At 69.1% G+C, this 18,857-nt stretch carries 18 protein-coding genes, 1 tRNA gene and 1 pseudogene; 17 read left to right on the top strand and 3 right to left on the bottom strand.

Annotated features, from left to right (window positions below):
• The first annotated feature begins 3 nt into the window (after window positions 1-3).
• The 6 genes and pseudogenes from LPC10_RS24660 (at window position 4) to LPC10_RS25740 (ending at window position 4,383) form a co-directional block, all read left to right on the top strand.
• Window positions 4-723 (top strand): ABC transporter ATP-binding protein, encoded by a 720-nt coding sequence (locus LPC10_RS24660; RefSeq protein ID WP_231344886.1) that lies wholly within the window; start codon window positions 4-6, stop codon window positions 721-723.
• Between the two features lie 30 nt (window positions 724-753).
• Entirely contained in the window at window positions 754-1,965 is a 1,212-nt protein-coding gene (locus LPC10_RS24655; protein WP_231344885.1) for an ABC transporter substrate-binding protein, read from the top strand.
• Window positions 1,962-2,792 (top strand): ABC transporter permease, encoded by an 831-nt coding sequence (locus LPC10_RS24650; RefSeq protein WP_231344884.1) that lies wholly within the window; start codon window positions 1,962-1,964, stop codon window positions 2,790-2,792. The genes LPC10_RS24655 and LPC10_RS24650 overlap by 4 nt, the downstream gene beginning before the upstream one ends.
• A 14-nt stretch (window positions 2,793-2,806) precedes the next feature.
• Window positions 2,807-3,349: an OsmC family protein gene (locus LPC10_RS24645; protein WP_231344883.1), complete on the top strand. Its 543-nt coding sequence runs from the start codon at window positions 2,807-2,809 to the stop codon at window positions 3,347-3,349.
• Window positions 3,279-3,569 (top strand): annotated as a pseudogene (locus tag LPC10_RS25745) (hypothetical protein); the annotation flags it as partial. The gene LPC10_RS24645 and the pseudogene LPC10_RS25745, both read left to right, overlap by 71 nt.
• A 535-nt stretch (window positions 3,570-4,104) precedes the next feature.
• Window positions 4,105-4,383, top strand: a complete 279-nt coding sequence (locus tag LPC10_RS25740) for a phage DNA packaging protein J (protein ID WP_370644747.1) — start codon at window positions 4,105-4,107, stop codon at window positions 4,381-4,383.
• Between the two features lie 402 nt (window positions 4,384-4,785).
• Here the strand turns inward: LPC10_RS25740 and LPC10_RS24635 are convergent.
• Window positions 4,786-4,861 (bottom strand) — tRNA-Lys (locus tag LPC10_RS24635).
• Between the two features lie 197 nt (window positions 4,862-5,058).
• On the opposite strand from LPC10_RS24635, the gene hemC reads away from it, so the two are divergent.
• A complete protein-coding gene (gene hemC, locus LPC10_RS24630) occupies window positions 5,059-5,988 on the top strand; it encodes a hydroxymethylbilane synthase (RefSeq protein ID WP_231344880.1) in 930 nt (309 codons plus the stop codon).
• 47 nt (window positions 5,989-6,035) lie between these two features.
• Here hemC and LPC10_RS24625 read toward each other — a convergent pair whose 3' ends face one another.
• On the bottom strand, window positions 6,036-7,094 hold the full coding sequence (locus tag LPC10_RS24625; RefSeq protein WP_231344879.1) for a GSCFA domain-containing protein: 1,059 nt from the start codon (window positions 7,092-7,094) through the stop codon (window positions 6,036-6,038).
• A gap of 48 nt (window positions 7,095-7,142) precedes the next feature.
• Here LPC10_RS24625 and LPC10_RS24620 point away from each other — a divergent pair, with 48 nt between their 5' ends.
• Window positions 7,143-8,168, top strand: coding sequence for a WcbI family polysaccharide biosynthesis putative acetyltransferase (locus LPC10_RS24620; protein ID WP_231344877.1), 1,026 nt, complete (start codon window positions 7,143-7,145; stop codon window positions 8,166-8,168).
• A gap of 21 nt (window positions 8,169-8,189) precedes the next feature.
• On the opposite strand, the gene LPC10_RS24615 is transcribed toward LPC10_RS24620, so the two are convergent.
• Window positions 8,190-8,585, bottom strand: a complete 396-nt coding sequence (locus LPC10_RS24615) for a response regulator (RefSeq protein ID WP_231344876.1) — start codon at window positions 8,583-8,585, stop codon at window positions 8,190-8,192.
• Window positions 8,586-8,689: 104 nt separating this feature from the next.
• On the opposite strand from LPC10_RS24615, the gene LPC10_RS24610 reads away from it, so the two are divergent.
• From LPC10_RS24610 to LPC10_RS24570, 9 genes are all read left to right on the top strand, one after another.
• A complete protein-coding gene (locus LPC10_RS24610; RefSeq protein ID WP_231344875.1) occupies window positions 8,690-9,049 on the top strand; it encodes an Hpt domain-containing protein in 360 nt (119 codons plus the stop codon).
• A gap of 355 nt (window positions 9,050-9,404) precedes the next feature.
• Window positions 9,405-9,917 carry a peptidoglycan-associated lipoprotein Pal gene (pal, locus tag LPC10_RS24605; RefSeq protein ID WP_231344874.1) on the top strand — a complete coding sequence of 171 codons (513 nt, stop codon included), beginning with the start codon at window positions 9,405-9,407 and terminating at the stop codon, window positions 9,915-9,917.
• 138 nt (window positions 9,918-10,055) lie between these two features.
• Window positions 10,056-11,081 (top strand): tol-pal system protein YbgF, encoded by a 1,026-nt coding sequence (ybgF, locus tag LPC10_RS24600; RefSeq protein WP_231344873.1) that lies wholly within the window; start codon window positions 10,056-10,058, stop codon window positions 11,079-11,081.
• Window positions 11,082-11,137: 56 nt separating this feature from the next.
• The gene (tilS, locus tag LPC10_RS24595) at window positions 11,138-12,169 is read left to right on the top strand and encodes a tRNA lysidine(34) synthetase TilS (RefSeq protein ID WP_231344872.1); all 1,032 of its coding nucleotides are present in this window, start codon (window positions 11,138-11,140) and stop codon (window positions 12,167-12,169) included.
• A gap of 137 nt (window positions 12,170-12,306) precedes the next feature.
• Complete coding sequence (gene ftsH / locus LPC10_RS24590) at window positions 12,307-14,235, top strand: ATP-dependent zinc metalloprotease FtsH (protein WP_231344871.1); 1,929 nt, start codon at window positions 12,307-12,309, stop codon at window positions 14,233-14,235.
• Between the two features lie 96 nt (window positions 14,236-14,331).
• The gene (locus LPC10_RS24585; protein WP_231344869.1) at window positions 14,332-15,081 is read left to right on the top strand and encodes a sulfite exporter TauE/SafE family protein; all 750 of its coding nucleotides are present in this window, start codon (window positions 14,332-14,334) and stop codon (window positions 15,079-15,081) included.
• Window positions 15,082-15,229: 148 nt separating this feature from the next.
• A complete protein-coding gene (glmM, locus tag LPC10_RS24580) occupies window positions 15,230-16,570 on the top strand; it encodes a phosphoglucosamine mutase (RefSeq protein WP_231344867.1) in 1,341 nt (446 codons plus the stop codon).
• A gap of 382 nt (window positions 16,571-16,952) precedes the next feature.
• Entirely contained in the window at window positions 16,953-17,819 is an 867-nt protein-coding gene (locus LPC10_RS24575) for an outer membrane protein (RefSeq protein ID WP_231344864.1), read from the top strand.
• 175 nt (window positions 17,820-17,994) lie between these two features.
• The gene (locus LPC10_RS24570) at window positions 17,995-18,849 is read left to right on the top strand and encodes an outer membrane protein (RefSeq protein WP_231344862.1); all 855 of its coding nucleotides are present in this window, start codon (window positions 17,995-17,997) and stop codon (window positions 18,847-18,849) included.
• Window positions 18,850-18,857 lie beyond the last annotated feature (8 nt).

Genomic DNA, 18,857 nt, shown 5'->3' with positions numbered 1-18,857 from the left:
CCGATGACGCGTTCCTTGCCCCACCTTGCCCTCGCCTCGGTCGCCTACCGTTATGGCTCCGCGCCGGTGCTCGACCGCGTCGATCTCGCGGTGGGGGCGGGAGAGCGTGTCGGCATCGTCGGCCGCTCCGGCGTCGGAAAGTCGACGCTCTTGCAGATCCTCGCCGGACTCGTCGCCCCGTCCTCGGGCACGGTGCAGGTCGATGGCGCGCCCGTGCGTGGGCCGGTGCCGGGCTGCACGGTGATGTTCCAGCGGCCCGCGCTGCTCCCGTGGGCAACCGTCCTCGACAATGTGCTGCTGCCGGCCCGGCTCGGGCGCGGCGAGAGCGTAGCGGAAGCCCGGCGCCTGCTCGACGATCTCGGCCTGACCGAGCGGGCGGAGGCCAAGCCGCATCAGCTCTCCGGCGGCCAGCAGCAGCGGGTGGCGCTCGCCCGCGCGCTGGCGAGCCGGCCGCGCATCCTGCTCCTCGACGAACCGTTCTCCGCGCTCGATCCCGAGATGCGGGCGAGCTTGCGCGCCGACGTGCTGCGGCTCGCCGAGGCGCGCGGACTGACCCTGATCGTCGTCACCCACGATCTGGCCGACGTGGCGGCCCTCGCCCGACGCGCCGTGGTGCTCGCCGGCCGCCCGGCCCGCGTCGCGGACGACTTTGCGCTCGGCGACGACGCGGAAGCCGCGCTTCGCCGCCTCGGGCCGACCGCGCCCCAGCGTGCCGCCGCCTGACCCGAAAAATCCCAAAAGAACCGAGACCAGATGAGCGCCCCCGACGACCTCTCCGCCCTGTGGACACACGAATGGACGCGTGCCGACTGGACGCGGCGCGATACCCTCGACGCGCTTGCCCGCGGCGGCCTCGCTGCGCTCCTCGGCGGCGGGGCACTCGGGTTGTCGGGCCGGGCGGCGCATGCGGCCGACGACGAGACCGTCCGCATCGGCTACCTGCCGATCACCGATGCCACCGCGCTCCTCGTCGCCCACGCCAAGGGCTATTTCGAGGAAGCCGGCCTCAAAGTCGCCGAGCCGACGCCGGTGCGCTCGTGGTCGGCCCTGGTCGAAGGGTTCGCGGCGGGCAAGTTCAACCTCGCGCATCTCCTGAAACCGATCCCGGTCTGGATGCGCTACAACAACAAGTTCCCGGTAAAGGTCCTGGCCTGGGCTCACACCAACGGCTCCGGCATCGTCGTCGGCGGCAAGAGCGGGATCGAGGACTTCAAGGGCCTCGCCGGCAAGCGTGTCGCGGTGCCCTACTGGTACTCGATGCACAACGTCGTGCTGCAATACGCCCTGCGTCAATCCGGTGTGACACCGGTGATCCGCGGCGAGGCCGGCCCGAGTGAGTGCGCCCTCCAGATCCTGCCACCGCCCGAGATGCCGGCGGCGCTCGCAGCGGGCAAGATCGACGGCTACATCGTCGCCGAGCCCTTCAATGCTTTGGGCGAACTCAAGGCCGGCGCGCGGATGCTCCGCTTCACCGGCGACATCTGGAAGAACCATCCCTGCTGCGTCGTCGTCGCCCACGAGCGGCAGGTGAGCCTAAATCCCGAATGGACCGGCAAGGCCGTCGAGGCGATCGTGCGGGCGCAGGCCTATTGCGTGAAGAACCGCGAGGACGTCGCCCGCCTGATCTCGAAGGAGGGCCGCGGCTACCTTCCGATGCCGGCCGATGTGGTGATCAAGGCGACCACCGATTACGGGCAAGCCTACGAGCGCAGCGGTGCGATCCGCCATCCTGACTGGGTGGCGCGGCGCATCGATTTCCAGCCCTGGCCCTACCCGTCGGCGACGAAGCTCATCGTCGAGGCGATGGGCAACACCGTGGTCGAAGGCGATGCCACCTTCCTGAAGGGCCTCGATCCGGACTTCGTGGCGCGCGACCTCGTGGACGACCGCTTCGTTGCCGCGGCCCTGAAGCGCCATCCCGAATGGCCGGCCGCGCTCACCCGCCAGGAGACCCTGAGCCTGTGAGCGGGGGCGCCACCCTCGCCGCCGAGGTCGCGGCCGTGCCGCCGCGCCGCCCGACCCGGATCGGCCCGGTGCTCGACCGGCTGGCGCCACTCGTCGGACTCGCCGGGCTCGGCCTGGTCTGGTTCGCCGCCGGCCTCGTGCTGGAGGCTGTGCCGGCCTACGCGGCATTTGCCGGTTTCGCCCCTGGCCCGGCGCTGGCCTCCTTCGCCGAGCTGCTGACTTCCGGCGAGGCGTGGCGGGCTGCCGCCCCAAGCCTCTTACGGATCGGCCAGGGGCTCCTCGCCGCCTTCGGGCTCGGCGCGCCGCTCGGGCTGCTGATGGGATCGTCGCGGCTGGCTGAGCGCATCCTCCAGCCGCCGTTCCAGTTGCTGCGGATGATCTCGCCGCTCGCCTGGATGCCGGTGGCGGTGCTGGCCTTCCCGAGTTGGGACGGGGCCATCGTCTTCCTGATCGCGGCGGCCGCGATCTGGCCGATCCTGTTCGCCACGGCCGCTGGGGTGAAGCGGGTCGATCCGGTCTGGCTCGCCATGGCGCGCAACCTCGGCGCCGGCCGCCTCGCCACCCTCCTGACCGTCGTGGTGCCCGCGGTGCTGCAGGACATCCTGACGGGCTTGCGGTTGGCGCTTGGCGTCGCCTGGATCGTGCTGGTGCCGGCCGAATCTCTCGGGGTCACGAGTGGGCTCGGCTACGCCATCAACGACGCCCGCGACACTCTCTCCTACGACCGGCTCGCCGCCGTCGTCCTGCTGATCGGCCTGATCGGCTACGCCCTCGACAGCGTACTCGGTCGGCTCGCTGCCCGTGCCCGCTGGATTCCCGCCACCTAAGGATTGGTTTCAAAATGTCCGCTACCGCCCGTGAGATCGTTCAGACCTTCGAAACGATCGACCGCGACAAGCTCCAGGCACTGTCCGAGAGGGGCCGCGCCGATCCGTCCGTGGTGAAGACCGTGCGGGCGAAAACCATCGCCGAGGGGCGCCGCTTCCGCCATCTCAACTACGTCCGCAACCTCGACGCCCACATCGTCGACGAGCCGCCCGCGCTTCTCGGCGACGACACCGCACCGAACCCGACCGAGGCGCTGCTCGCCGCGCTCGGCACCTGCGTCGCGGTCGGGCTCCAGGCCAATGCGGTCGCCCGCGGCTGGACCGTGCGCGGCATCACGATCGAATCGGAGGGCGACATCAACATCACCTCGGTCTGGGGCACGGGCGACCTCTCGGAGAAGCCGGTCGGGCTCACCGCCGTCCGGCTGAAAGCCCATCTCGACATCGACGGCGCGAGCCCGGACGAGCTCGACGCCCTCGTGGCCCATGCCGCGCAATGGTCGCCGGTGCTCAACACCGTGCAGAACCCGGTCTCCGTCACTCTCGCCCGGGCCTGACTCCGCCATGGTGGCATCCGCCCGCATCGCGCCCTCGCCTCGAACGGTCGCGGACATCGTGCGCGAGGACCTGCGCCCCCGCCTCGCGGCGATCGATGCCGGGGCCTACCCGGACGACGTGCTGCGGGCGCTCGGGGCGGCCGGGGCCTACGCCCACCATATCGACGGTTCGCCCGCAGGCCTGCTCGCGGCGATCGATGCGATGGCGCAAGCGGGCGAGGCCTGCCTCTCCACCGCCTTCTGCATGTGGTGCCAGGCTGCGCTGGTCTGGTACCTCGCCCGCTCCGAGGAACCGGGCGCGCGCCGCCACCTCGCCGCCCTCACCGACGGCGCGGGGCTCGGCGGCACCGGGCTGTCGAACCCGATGAAGGCGTTTTCCGGCATCGAACCGCTGGCGCTCCGCGGTGAGCGCGAGGGCGCGGGCTACCGGGTGCGCGGGCGCCTGCCCTGGGTCTCGAACCTCGCTCCCGGCCACCGTTTCGCCGGCATCTTCTCGCTGCCCGACGGGCGGCGGGTGATGGGCTTGTTCGAGGCTGGCAGCGAGGCTGTCGCGATCTCCGCCAACGCCCGCTTCGTCGCCCTCGAAGGAACCGGCACCGTCACCGTGATGGTGCGCGACGCATACCTCCCGGACGCCGACGTGATCGCCCACGACGCGGGCGCCTTTGTGCCGCGCATCCGCAACGGCTTCGTCCTGCTCCAGACCGGAATGGGGCTGGGGCTCGCCCGCGGCGTCGCCCGCCTGATGCGCGAGGATGCCCGCGGCCGCCACGACGGTCGGTTCCTGCCGCTCGGGTTTGAGACCATCGAGGCCCGCGCCGACGCGTTACACGAGCGGGTCGCGGCAGACGTCAAGCGTCATGCCGAGACCGACCGCGCCACCTTCCTCGACACCCTGCGGCTTCGCCTCGACGTGTCGTTCCTTGCGCTGGAGGCGGCGCAGGCCGCCATGCTCCAGTTCGGTGCCCGCGGCTATCGCGAAGGATCCGAGCCGTTCCGCCGCCTGCGTGAGGCGCAGTTCGTGGCGCTGGTGACGCCCTCGGTGAAACACATCACGACGGAACTCGCGAGGGGGGCCTGACCGGCCGGGACTGTGTCCGCACCGTGCCCGATCGCTCCTTCGGCTCGCCCCGCCGGTCTGCTCCGGGCATCTTCGATCAGCTCTTCCCTTTGCGTCGCGGTCGCGCTGACGATCCATCTGTGCGCCTCCGTTGCGAGACGGACGACATGGCGTGGAAAGGCGGGCACCCAAGGGAGGGGGAGCCGATGGCCGGCCGATCCGCCGCAGTCGCGCATCAAAGGCGAGCGCATGCGCGAGGAAGACGAACCGGACATGTGGGTGAAGGCCATCGGAGCGGTCCCCGACCAAGGCCCGGAAACGACAAAGGCGCCACATGGGCGCCTCGGGGAGAACTCTGTCATTCCAGGTATTTGATTGGTGGGCGCACTAGGGTTCGAACCTAGGACCCGCTGATTAAGAGTCAGCTGCTCTACCAACTGAGCTATGCGCCCGCAGCCTCTTTTGGAGAGGCTGGACCGCCGGGCCACCAGTCCCGTGCGATGGCGGCGAATTAGCAATGGGCGGGCGGCCTGTCCAGCCCCCATCGAAAAGTTTTCCGACAAAGCGTCGCGCACGGCTCTCGATCCAACGCGGACGGGGATGTGCGCCGACGCGTGACGGGCGTCGCCGTCTCGGGTACAGCGCGAGCATGACTCTCTCGCGACCACTGAGAATCGGAACCCGCGGCAGCCCGATGGCGCTCGCACAGACCGGCATGGTCCGCGATCGGATCGTCGCCGCCCATCCGGGGCTGGAGACGGAGATCGTCGTCGTCTCGACGGTGGCCGATCGGGTGCTCGACCGGCCGCTCTCCGAGATCGGCGGCAAGGGATTGTTCACCAAGGAACTGGAGCAGGCGCTCTTCGCCGACACGATCGATGTCGCCGTCCACTCCATGAAGGATGTGGAGACTTGGCTGCCCGACGGGCTCGCGATCGCCTGCATCCTGGAGCGGGATGACCCGCGCGATGCTTTCCTCAGCGCGGGCGCGGCCAACGGCCTTACCGAACTGCCGCCCGGTGCCCGCGTCGGCACGTCATCGCTGCGGCGGGGCGCTCAGGTGCTAATGCACCGGCCCGATCTCACCATCGTGCCCCTTCGCGGCAACGCCAATACCCGACTGCGCAAGCTCGAAGCCGGGGAATGCGACGCCACGCTGTTGGCGCTCGCCGGCCTCCAGCGGCTCGGGATGACGGAGGTCGCGCGCAGCATCCTCCCCGTGGAGGAAATGCTGCCGGCCGTGGCGCAGGGGGCGCTCGGAATCGAGTGCCGGTCCGGGGACGAAGCGATTCGGGCGTTGCTGGCGCCGGTAGCCTGCGCCACCACGACGACGGCGCTCGATGCGGAGCGCGGGCTGCTGGCCGAGCTCGACGGCTCCTGCCGCACGCCCATCGCCGCGCTCGCGCAGGTCGAGGGTGATCGCATCATCCTCGATGGTCTGCTCTTCCTGCCGGATGGCAGCCGCCACTGGGCCGTCCACCGTGAAGGTTTGACCGCGGAGGCCGATGCGATCGGCCGCGATGCAGGGGCTGAACTGAAACGGGCCGCCGGCGACGTCTACTTCGCCCATCTCAAGTAGCGCCGCCTCGGACCGGATCCCGTCAAGACGGCGCATCCGCGCCTCGGTCAGGCGAGGCTGCGCTCGATCGTCTCCTCGTCGCAGACGACGCCCGCCGTGCCGGCGAACTCCGCCTCGCTGACACGAGACGGCGGCTCCCGCCTCTCGACCGATTCGGGCGAGAAACTCGCCATGAAGCTGCGCATCACGTGGGCGACGCCGGCCTCGGCGATGCTGCGCTGGTCCTCCTCGTAGTAGCGCCCGCCGTTGGTGTGGCCGGTGATGATCTCGTAGGAGGGGAAGTAGACGAGGCGCGGATCGCCGCGCTCGCACACTTCGCCGGCTGCGGCACGCAGGACCGCCTTCGAGTGGGCGTTCGCAACGAGCACATGCTGGTCGCGATAGGTCGCGATCAGCGGTACCGGCGAGACCGTGAGGATGACGCGCGCCGCCGGGTTCACGTTCCAGAGGCGGTCGAGAAAGCCCGAGACGTCGGCGATCACCTCCGCGGTGCTCGCGTTGACGAAGGCGACCTCGTCCGGATCGAATTGCCCGCCGGCGACACCCGGCGCGAGCGAGAGTGCCGCCCCGTCGGTCCGGCAGCGCCAGCCCTCGGTGAGGCCGAGCGTCACGACCAACACGTCAAGGCTCTCGAAGAGCGTACGCACCTGAGCGAGATGGTGATCGCGGGCTTCGATTACCGCGGCCTCGTCGGCAAAGCCGTCGGGCTCGATCGTCGGGCGGAACGGATCGACGAAGCGCCCGTCCTCCCGCCGCCACGCCTTCAATTCCGGCTCGAAGACGCCGAAGGCCCGGTCGAACAACTGCACGAATTGGCGGGGGCCGTAGAGATTGCCGTAGCGCGCCGAGAAGGTGCCGTACTGGCGCGCCGACGCTTCCGCCTCTCCCATTCCCTCCGGCGCGGTCTCGGTGACGTGGTAGCGGAATCCGCCGCGCGCGAGCGCCTGCGACACGCGCTGCGCGAAACAGGAGCCGGCGGTCGCGACCCGGTCGGTACGCGCGATGCGGAAGCTGTCGCGCGGGCCCGGATCGATGGCGAAGGGCGGCACGCCCGCCACCGCCTTGCGCCAGAACCGCTCGGCCGGTAGATCGCGGTAAGGGTTCATCGCCTGATCCGACTCCTGCACGCCCGCCCGCGAGAGGCCGCGCGCCGCTTGGCCCCGCTCCCCGCCCTTTTCAAGCCGCTCGTCCCGGCCGTCCAGGCCGCCGCTTTGCGCTCCTTCTCCCCGCGATCCTGGGCGAGACCGTGGCGGGCATCGGCGGGCCGCCCCCGCATCGCGGTGATCGGCAATTGCCAAGCCACCGGGATCGCGCAGGCCCTGCGCCTGCTCCTGCCGGGGGCGGCAGTGGAGACGATCCTGATCGCGGGTCTGGGCCGCCGCTTCGGGCATATCGACCGGCTCGCGCGCCATCTGGCGGACGCCGACCATGTCTTCTCGCAGTTCTTCCCGGTCGGCTTCGTTGCCGGTGGCAACGTCCACGACCTCGCCGAGCGCGTACCCGGCCTGCGGCTGTTCCCGACGATCCTGTTCTCCGGCTTCCATCCCGATCTCGTTCACGTCGGGGACGAGGCGAGCCTGCGGCTGTCGCGGCTCGTCGCCTCGCCGATCGGGCCGTATCACTCGGCGATCGCGCTTCAGGGCTTCCGTCGGGGGCTGAGCGTCGAGGCGACCCTGCGGCTCTACACCGGCACCATCTTCGAACGGCTCGGCTACTTCGATCTGTGGCACTCGAGCGCGGCCTACCTGCTGCGCACGGCGCGTGATGTCGGCTTCGGCCTCGATCGAGAATTCGCCCGGTGGAGCCGCGACGGGGTGTTCATGCACGTCATCAACCACCCCAGGCTTCACGTGCTCGGCGACCTGGCCCGGCGCCTTGCCCGCGAGGCAGGCTGCGCCCCGCTCGATCTCCCGGTTGCCGCCTACGCCCCCGACACCCTCGCGGCCGAGCCGGTCTGGCCGGTTCTACCGGGCATCGCCGAGCGTTACGGCGTGCCGGGCTCTACCTTGTTCAAGGGTGACGGGCGCCGCGCCGCGCCGCGCCTTCTCGATCTGCCCGACTTCGTCGCCGAGAGCTTCGCTCTCTACGCCCGACACCGGCCGGAGGATCTCAGCTGTGTGCGCCTCGATACATGGGAGGCAGAGTCGGATATCCGCGCACTGTTCGCCGTGGCGGCGTAGGATGCCGCAGCGCCCGGCCCATCAGCGAGCAAGAACGCCTCGACCCTCGCCGGCGCGCGCGGCCATGATGCTGGCAAGCTCCACAATCGCCCGCGTTTCGAACGGCTTGCGGAGATAGAGGCTGCCGCGAACCGTCCGGCCCTCGATCTGCACCGCCGAGGAGGCATAGACGATCGGCCGCTGCGGATGACGCTCCCGATAAGCGCTGGCGACCGCCCAGCCGTCGACGAGGCCCGGCAGACCGATGTCGGTGAACAGCCAGTCGATCGACTCGCCCCCGTCCCGCAAGGCCGTCAGCGCGGCCTCGCCGCTGGAGGCCGCCAGCACGCGCATGCCCTCCCGCTCGCACAGCCGCGTCAGCATCTCCAACAACAGGTAATTGTCCTCGACGATGAGCACGGTCGTGACTGACGACATGGTCCTTATCCAATTTCGGGATGGACTTCATCACGCGGTTGAACGGTTAATGCTTCGTTAACTCGACAGCCGCATAGCAATCTTTCGCAAAGCTGAGCAATGGAATGATCCCGCCCGCCGCGCCGCAGCCCGACCCTGCCCGGGCAACCGTCTTCGACGCCGACAGCTTGGCCGAGCTGGAGGCACTGTTCGGCCATTCCCGCCTTATGGAACTGCTCGAAGTGCTCGATCGCGAAATCGCGGCGCGCCTCGATCCGCCAGCCACCGAGCCGTCGCGGCTGGCTCAGGACGCGCACAACCTCGTCTCGTCGAGCGGCGGCCTTTCCTTCCATGACCTGTCGGAGGCCTGTGCCGCCCTGGAGCAGGCCTGCCTTAGCGGCGCCGAGATTGCGACCCCACTCGGAACCGCGGTTCACGCCGCCCGCCACGCGCGGAAGGCCATCGCAACCCTGCGTGCCGCTTGAGCCTCCCCCTGTTGCCGCGTCGCAACATGGCTCGGCAATGCAGCGCGCCTGAGGCCTGCGCCCACGGCGCGCCCCATTTTTCGGCTGAACAGGGGCATCGCGGTGCGGTCGAGCTTGAACCGGTCACGGCTCTCCCCGTCTCGCGGGCAGACAGCAGCACGATCGCATCCGTGAGAGACACTTAACCATCGGCCGCTACACCATCTGGAACGAGAAGGCTCTCAGCCGGCGCAAGTGCGCGTGCGGTGATCGAGGTCTCATCCAAGCAGCAACTCGGCGCCGGTCCCGATCGCCATTCGATCGAGACGGCATCGGATAGGACAACCGGCACGGCTCGGCCGTGAGGAGACAGACGATGTCGACACCCGCGCGCATTCGTGGGCTTTCCCTGACGCTGGCGCTCTGCGCCGCGCTCGGGCTCGGCGCCTGCAGCAAGGACAGCGATCTCGCCGACGCCTCCGGCTTCGGCGCAGGCGGTGCGGGCGGCGTCGCGCGCCCCGGCAGCGCCCAGGACTTCGTCGTGAATGTCGGTGACCGGGTGTTCTTTGAATCCGATTCGACGGATCTGACGCCGACCGCCACCGCCACCCTCGACAAGCAGGCGTCGTGGCTCCAGCGCTACCCGCGCTACAGCTTCCTCATCGAGGGGCACGCCGACGAGCGCGGCACGCGCGAGTACAACTACTCGCTGGGTGCCCGCCGCGCGCAGACGGTTCAGGACTATCTCGCCTCCCGCGGCATCTCGGCCTCGCGGATGCGGACCGTCTCCTACGGCAAGGAGCGTCCGGTGGCCGTGTGCAACGACATCTCCTGCTGGTCGCAGAACCGCCGCTCCGTCAGCGTCCTCGACGGCGGCGCCGGATCCTGACACGAGTCGAGGCCCGGTTTTGCGGCCGACCGGGCCTTCTGTTAACGGGTGAGCGTGCCTCGCCGAACGCCCGGAGACGGGAATCGGGGGTCGCACCACGATGGCCGCGAGCCAGAAGACCGATCGGTGCCAGCCGCCATGTTCCGCCGCCCCCTCCTGACTCTCGGACTCGGCCTCTCGATCTCATCGGCTGCGTTGTGCGCGGCGCAGGCGCAGGACGCCTCCGAGCTCGTGGTGCGCCTCAACCGACTCGAGAACGTCTCTCGGCAACTCTCCGGGCAGATCGAAACACTTCAGTATGAGAACCGGCAGCTCAAGGAACAGCTTCGGAAGTTCCAGGAGGATGTCGAGTTCCGCTTCCAGGAAGGGAAGGGGAGCACCGCCGCCCCGGCCCGCAAGGCACCGGCTCCCGCCGCCTCGCCGCCCTCCGCCTCCCCCTACGGCACCAATCCCGGCGAAGCTCGGCCGGGCAAGCGCAGCGACGCCTTCGACCCTGAGCAGAACCCGAATGCGCCGGGGGCGCCGAAGCCGCTCGGGACGACGCAGCCCTCGCTGCCGCTGCCGACCGGCGCCATCGCCGAGGCCGAAACGCCCCTGCGCCGCTCCGTTCCTCCAACAGTGGCGGAGGCAGAGGCCGGAGCGGCCGACGACATGGATCTGCCGCCGCCCGGCTTCGGCGGGCCGGTCGATCTCTCGCCTCCGCCCGCGCGCACCGGCTCGATCGGGCCGGTCGAGGCGCCCGGCGCCAGTGCGAGCATCGCCGCCACCGGCAGCGGCGACGCGCAGGCCGATTTCGAGGCGGCCTATGCCCTGATCCGCGAACGCCAGTACGAGCAGGCCGAGATGAGCCTGCGCCAGTTCATCCAGTCCCATCCTCGTGACCGGCTGGTGCCGAAGGCGACCTACTGGCTCGGCGAGAGCTACCTCCAGCGCAACCGCACCCGCGAGGCCGCCGAGCAGTTCCTGAAGGTCTCGACCGATTACGCCAACTCGCCCGTCGCCCCCGAGGCCATGCTAAAGCTCGGCACCTCCCTGCATGCCCTCGGTGCCAAGGCGCAGGCCTGCGCCACGCTGGCCGAGGTCGAGCGGAAGTTTCCGGGGGCGGGTGCCGGCGTGCGCCAAGGCGTCGAGCGGGAGCAGAAGCGCGCCCGCTGCACCGCCTGAACGACGCGGCGAGCACCTCGTTCCGAGAGGTCGCCATCGGCTTTCGGAAGAAGACGATGCAGGAATCGGAAGCGAGAGCGTCCCTCGACGAACGGCTCGCCCGCGCCCTCGTCCCGTTCCTCGACACGGCGACGTCTCCGCTGCTGCTTGCCGTCTCCGGCGGGCCGGATTCCACCGCACTGATGCACGCGGCCCGCTCGGGCGGCGCGCGCGTCCATGTCGCCACCGTCGATCACGCCCTGCGCGCGGGTTCGTGCGAGGAAGCGGCCGGTGTCGGGCGCCTCGCGGCGGATCTCGGCCTCGTGCACACGATCCTGACATGGGACACGCCGCGCCGCGACAGCGGTATCCAGGCTGCCGCACGCGAGGCCCGGTACCGCCTCCTCAAGGACCACGCTGCGCGAATCGGCGCCGCTCACGTTCTCACCGCCCACACGCTCGATGATCAGGCCGAGACCGTCCTGATGCGGCTCATCGCCGGCAGCGGCCCCTCCGGTCTCGCCGGCATGCGCCGCGAGCGTGCGCTCGCACCGAACATCCGGCTGGCGCGGCCCTTCCTCGACATCCCGAAAGTCGACCTCGTGGCCTATTGCGAGGCCCACCGTCTCCCCTTTCTACGCGATCCGTCCAACGCCGATGCGCGGTTCACCCGAGCCCGGCTGCGCACCCTCCTGCCGCTTCTGGCGGGGGAGGGCCTGAACGCGGCTCGCCTTGGCCGGCTTGCCGTCCGCGCCGCGCGGGACGATGCCGCGCTCGGGCAGCGCGCCCTCGCGGTCTTGTCGGAGATCGCGGGCAGGGAGGAAGGGACGCTGCGCCTCGACGGCCATCGCCTGCGCCGGGAACCGGAGGCGATCGTGATGCGCGTGCTCGATGCCGCTCTCGACAGGGTCGTGCCGGATCACGGGTCGACGGTCCCGAAGCGCCTCGAACGGCTCGAAGCCCTCGTTCTCGAAGCCCTGTTGCCGGCGCTCGCCGAGGGGAGGGCGCTGCGCCGCACCCTTCGCGGCACCCTGATCGAAGCAGACGACGAGGGGATGATCCGTCTCGCCGCAGCGCCCCCGCGCAGGGCAGGCGGGGTGGGGCGCTAACGCTACGCGGTCACCCTCGCCGCAGGCGCGTCCGATTTACTTGGCAAGCGAGGGGGGGCCGCCTACATTGGCTTCGAGCGCGTGGGGTATGCCGCGACCTTGCGGGACGACGCTCGCACGCCTCCCAGGACCGATCGATGAACCCGAATTTCCGCAATTTCGCCCTGTGGGTCGTCATCTTCCTGCTGGTGCTCGCCCTTGTGACCCTGTTCCAGAACCCGGGTCACCGCGGCGGCGGCAGCGAGATCGCCTACAGCCAGCTCCTGAACGACGCCGATGCCGGCAAGATCCAGTCCGTCACGATCTCGGGTCAGGATGTCAGCGGCACCTACGTGGGCGGCGGCAACTTCTCCAGCTACCTCCCGAACGATCCGAGCCTCGTCTCGAAGCTGCAGGCCAAGGGCGTGCAGATCACTGCGCGTCCGCCCTCCGACAACACGCCCTGGTTCATCCAGCTGCTCGTGAGTTGGCTGCCGATCCTCGTGTTCATCGGCGCCTGGATCTTCCTCTCGCGCCAGATGCAATCTGGCGCGGGCCGCGCCATGGGCTTCGGAAAGTCGAAGGCCAAGCTCCTAAACGAGGCGCACGGCCGCGTCTCCTTCGAGGATGTCGCCGGCGTCGAGGAGGCCAAAGAGGATCTGCAGGAGATCGTTGAGTTCCTGCGCGACCCGCAGAAGTTCCAGCGCCTCGGCGGCCGCATCCCGCGCGGCGTGCTGCTCGTCGGCCCGCCCGGCACAGGTAAGACCCTGATCGCACGCGCGGTTGCGGGTGAGGCCAACGTGCCCTTCTTCACGATCTCGGGCTCCGACTTCGTCGAGATGTTCGTCGGCGTCGGCGCTTCGCGCGTGCGCGACATGTTCGAGCAGGCCAAGAAGAACGCGCCCTGCATCATCTTCATCGACGAGATCGATGCGGTCGGTCGTCACCGCGGCGCCGGTCTCGGCGGCGGCAACGACGAGCGTGAGCAGACGCTGAACCAGCTCCTCGTGGAGATGGATGGCTTCGAGGCCAACGAAGGCGTCATCATCATCGCGGCGACCAACCGTCCCGACGTGCTCGACCCGGCGCTGCTGCGTCCCGGCCGCTTCGACCGTCAGATCATGGTGCCGAACCCGGACGTCACCGGCCGCGAGCGCATCCTGCGCGTCCACGTCCGCAAGGTCCCTCTGGCGCCCGACGTCGATCTCAAGACCATCGCCCGCGGCACCCCCGGCTTCTCGGGCGCCGACCTGATGAACCTCGTCAACGAATCCGCTCTCCTCGCCGCGCGACGCGGAAAGCGCATCGTGACGATGCATGAGTTTGAGGACGCCAAGGACAAGGTGATGATGGGCGCCGAGCGGCGTACCCTGGTCATGACTGAGGACGAGAAGCGGCTCACCGCCTATCACGAGGGTGGCCACGCCATCGTCGCCCTGAACGTCCCGGCCACCGATCCGGTTCACAAGGCGACGATCATCCCCCGCGGCCGTGCGCTGGGCATGGTCATGCAGTTGCCCGAGCGCGACAAGCTGTCGATGTCGTTCGAGCAAATGACCTCCCGTCTGGCGATCATGATGGGCGGGCGCATCGCCGAGGAAATGATCTTCGGCAAGGACAAGGTGACTTCGGGGGCCCAGTCCGACATCGAGCAGGCGACGCGGCTGGCCAAGATGATGGTCACCCGCTGGGGCTTTTCGCCGGAACTCGGCACCGTGGCCTACGGCGACAACAACGACGAGGTCTTCCTCGGCATGTCGATGGGCCGTCAGCAGACGGTCTCGGAGGCCACCGCCCAGAAGATCGACGCCGAGGTGCGCCGCCTCGTCGAAGCCGGCCTGGAGGAGGCCCGCCGCATCCTCGCCGAGCACAAGGATGACCTCGAAGCGCTGGCGCAGGGCCTGCTCGAATACGAGACCCTCTCGGGCGAGGAGATCCGCAAGCTGCTCCAGGGCGAGCCGCCGGTGCGCGACTCGGGCGACGTGCCGCCGACGCCCGCGCGCGGCTCCCCGGTGCCCTCGACCGGGCGCGGCCGTCCCCGCGGCAGCGACGGTGGGCTGGAACCGAGCCCGCAGCCGCAGGGCTGACCTCCGAAGACGGGTAGGGGAGGGGCGCCGAGAGGCGCCCCTTTTCATGTCCGCGACTCGCACCCCACCCCTCTGAGTTGGACAGAACGGCCGGCCATGCCGAGTTCGGTCATCGTGATCGTCGCTCTCGGCGCAGCGATCGCCGGCTTCGTCCAGGGCCTGTCCGGCTTCGCCTTCGGCCTCGTGGCCATGTCGATCTGGGTGTGGGTGATCGATCCGCAGCTTGCGGCGGCGCTGGCGGTCACCGGCGCCCTGGCAGGCCAGGTCGTCGCCGCCTTCACCGTGCGCAGAGGCTTCGCCTTCGGCCTGCTGGCCCCCTTCGTCCTCGGCGGCCTCGCCGGGGTGCCGCTCGGGGCCTTCCTGTTGCCGCATCTCGACCTGCACTGGTTCAAGGCCCTCCTCGGGGCCGTGCTCGTCCTGTGGTGCCCGGCGATGCTCCTGTCGAAGGACCTCCCGCGGATCACCGTCGGCGGCCGGATCGCCGACGCGGCCATCGGCCTCGGCGGCGGCTTCCTCGGCGGTCTCGGCGGGTTCACGGGTACGCTGCCGACGCTCTGGTGCACGCTCCGCGGCTACGAGCGGGACGTCCAGCGCGCCGTCATCCAGAACTTCAACCTGTCGATGCTCGCGGTCACCCTGCTGGTCTACGTCGCCTCAGGGCTCATCACCCGCACCATGCTGCCGATGATCGGGCTGGTGCTCCCGGCCATGCTCGTTCCCGCGGTCGTCGGCGCCCGCATCTATGTCGGATTGAGTGAAGCGGCATTCCGCAGGCTCGTCCTCGGGCTCCTCACCGCTTCGGGCATCGCCCTGCTCGTCGCATCGGTCCCGCAACTTCTTCGATGACGCCGGTCGAACAGGCTCGACCGCCCCATTTCGACCGCCTTTGTCGCGGAGCAACCGATTCACCACGCCCGCGATCCGCTCCGCCGGCCGGGGGCATGATCTGGTAAGGTGGCCGTCTGCGAGCCACGCCGAGCGCGGAGAAGCGACGTTGCGCAAACACTTCGGAACCGACGGCATCCGCGGCCGGGCCAACGGCGTCATCACGCCGGAACTCGCCCTCAAGGTCGGGCAGGCCGCGGGCCTGATCTTCCAGCGCGGCGACCATCGCCATCGCGTCGTGATCGGCAAGGATACCCGGCTCTCGGGCTACATGATCGAGACCGCGCTGGTGGCCGGCTTCACTTCGGTCGGCATGGACGTGCTGCTGCTGGGTCCGATGCCGACTCCCGCCGTCGCCATGCTGACCCGCTCCATGCGCGCCGATATCGGCGTAATGATCTCGGCCTCGCACAACCCGTTCGAGGACAACGGCATCAAGCTGTTCGGGCCCGACGGGTTCAAGCTCAACGACGAGTTGGAGCTTGAGATCGAGAGCCTGATCGACGGCGACATGCGCCGCCGCCTCGCCGGGTCGCGCGACCTCGGCCGAGCCAAGCGGATCGAGAGCGTGCATGCCCGCTACATCGAGTTCGCCAAGCGCACGCTGCCCCGCCACGTCACCCTCGACGGCCTGCGCGTCGTCGTGGACTGCGCCAATGGCGCCGCCTACCGTGTCGCCCCGGAGACGCTCTGGGAGCTGGGCGCCGAGGTGATCGCCATCGGCGTCGAGCCGGACGGCTTCAATATCAACCAGGATGTCGGCTCGACCGCGCCGGAAGCCCTCGTACAGAAGGTGCGCGAGCTGCGCGCCGATGTCGGCATCGCCCTCGACGGTGACGCCGACCGGGTGCTCATCGTCGACGAGAAGGGCCAGAAGGTCGATGGCGACCAGCTCATGGCGGCCGTGGCCCGCTCGTGGAAAGAGGACGAGCGGCTCACACAGCCGGGCCTCGTCGCCACCATCATGTCGAATCTCGGCCTCGAACGCTTCATCAACGGGCTCGGCCTGACGCTCGCCCGCACAGCCGTCGGCGACCGCTACGTGCTCGAACACATGCGCGAGCACGGCTACAATCTCGGCGGCGAGCAATCCGGCCACATCATCATGTCGGATTACGCGACCACGGGCGACGGCTTGGTGGCCGCCCTACAGCTCCTCAGCGTCGTCAAGCGCCGCAACCTGCCGGTGAGCGAAGTCTGCCACTGCTTTGAGCCGCTTCCGCAGATCCTCAAGAACGTCCGCTTCCGCTCCGGCGAGCCGCTGCGCGCGGATTCGGTGGTGACGGCCATCGCCCATGCCAAGGACCGTCTCGGCCAGTCGGGCCGCCTCGTGATCCGTCCCTCGGGCACGGAACCCGTCATCCGCGTGATGGCCGAGGGCGACGACCATGACCTCGTCGCCGAGGTGGTGGACGAGGTGGTCGACGCCGTGACCCGCGCGGCGGCCTGACCTCGTTTCCGTTCGATCGCTTCGGGGCGATCCCGCATCGTCATCGCGCGCATCAGCGAAGCGGTGACCCGGGACAACGTCACCGAGCAGAACGGGCGGACAATGTTCGGGGGCTTTCCTCGACTCGACGACGGACTGCCTCCCGGCAGAGAGCGATCAGGGCGGCCCCTCGCAAGGCGGGACCGGCCCGAGCGGTGATGATCCACCGTGCGGCACAATCGGCGATGGTACTGAGTTTCTCTCGGCTATGACGGTCCAGGAAACGGATCGACAAGACTAATTTTTTACGTTAAGCGCGGCTTAACTTTCATAGACCATCCTTGCACTCGCATCTCGAGCCGGCCTGACCTTTCGGCGCGCTCGACGGGTGAAGGATATCTTAATGCGCCGCCGCTCCAGAATTCCCGCACTGGCGCGCTCTCTCACGCTCCTCGCGGGCGTCGGGGTGCCCTGCTTGGCACAGGCTGCCGACCTGCTGCCGCCACCGCCCCCCATGCCCGCGCCGCTGCCGGAACCGGAGGTGTTCGCCGGCGGCTGGTACCTGCGCGTCGATGGCGGTTACGGCTCGCTCGACCTGCGCAAGAGCATTGCCGAAGACGTTTCACACCCGCCGAAGCCGTACGACTACGCCGTCATCCAGGACAAGGTGTCGAACCAGTACTTCGTCGGCGGCGGTCTCGGCTACCAGATCAATCCCTGGCTCCGCGTCGATGCGACCGGTGAGTACCGCTTCCGCAGCAAGTGGACGTTCGTCGCCGAGGACAAGACTTTCGGCGGTTCCGGCGGCTACAACGTTACCAGCGGCAAGTTCGATTCCATCGTCGGCCTCGCCAACGGCTACGTCGATCTCGGCACGTGGTACGGCGTGACGCCGTTCATCGGCGCCGGCGTCGGCGTTGCCCATCACAGCTTCGGCGGCGTGACCGACAAGGGCTTCGGCGCCTACGAGGGCGGCTACGGGATCGGCCGTCACAACGAGCGGACGAACTTTGCCTGGGCGCTCCATGCCGGTCTCGGCTACGCCGTGACGCAGAACGTCCGTTTTGAGGCCGCTTACCGCTACCTCAACATGGGCGAGGCCACGACCGGCGTCGTCACATGCACTCTGGACTGCCCGAAGACGGTCTATCGAGTGAAGGAGCTTGAGGCGCACGACGTCAAGGTCGGCCTTCGCTACATGTTCGGTGCCCCGGTCGCCGTCGCCGCAGTCGACTATGCGCCGCCCCCGCCGCTGGTTCGCAAATACTGATTACAGCGACTTTCAATCGACACTTGTACGGCGCGGAATCATCCCGCGCCGTTCTTGTTTCAAGCTTTGAGGCTCCGCCCCGGGTTAAGGTTAAGCCAATCATAACTTTTGTCAGCGAGAGTTCCAGACAATCGAGGCGCGGATCCTCCTACCGCACCCTCCGACGAGGCTTCCCATGATTGCATCGCATCGTCTGGCGCTGGCGGCCACGCTCGCGACCGGCACGCTCCTCGGGGTCCTGACCGGCACGTGCGCGCTACCCGGAAGCGCCTCGGCTGCGGATCTGCTTCCGCCGCCGCCCGCTCTGGCCGAACCGGTCGCCATCGGCAGCGGCTGGTATCTTCGGGGCGACTTCACCCAGAGCTGGTACGAGCATCCGCGCGACGACGCCATTCCCGATCCGAGCGACCCCGCCATGCCGCCGCTGGTCGGATTGCGGCTGAGCTCGGAAGCCGGCTACGGCGGCGGTGTCGGCTATCAGATCAATCCCTGGCTGCGCGTCGATACCACGATCGACCAGCGCGGCGCCTCGTCCTTCCGCGGCTATTCCTCGCGCTCGGTGTTCCAGACCGGCTACAACCTTGAGGCGGGCAAGGTCGACGTGCTGACCGGCCTCGTCAACGTCTATGCCGATATCGGGACGTGGTACGGCTTCACGCCCTATGTCGGCGCCGGCGTCGGCTTCGCCGACAAGCGCATGAGCCGCAACTACACGCAGACGACCTGCCTGATCGATGGCTGCGACGGGGCCGCCGGCACCGGCCCGCGCGACGCCGCCTTCCGCGCCAACCACTCGGTCACGACCTTCGCCTGGGCCCTGACCGCCGGTGTCTCCTACGATATCGGTGCCGGCTTCAGCCTCGATGCCGCCTATCGCTACATCAATCTTGGCAAGATTCGCAGCGGGCTCGACGAGTATGGCGGCCTGACCCGCGTGAAGGATCTGGCAGCCAACGAGTTCAGGGTCGGCCTGCGCTATCGCTTCGCCGACGGCCTCCTCCCATCTGCGGCGCGGAACTTCGGCAACTGAGCCGACCA

It is taken from the genome of Methylorubrum sp. B1-46, from assembly GCF_021117295.1.
Classification (GTDB): Bacteria; Pseudomonadota; Alphaproteobacteria; order Rhizobiales; family Beijerinckiaceae; genus Methylobacterium.
Note: the sequence above shows the minus strand (reverse complement) of the source record. Positions and strands in the feature narration are given on the sequence as shown.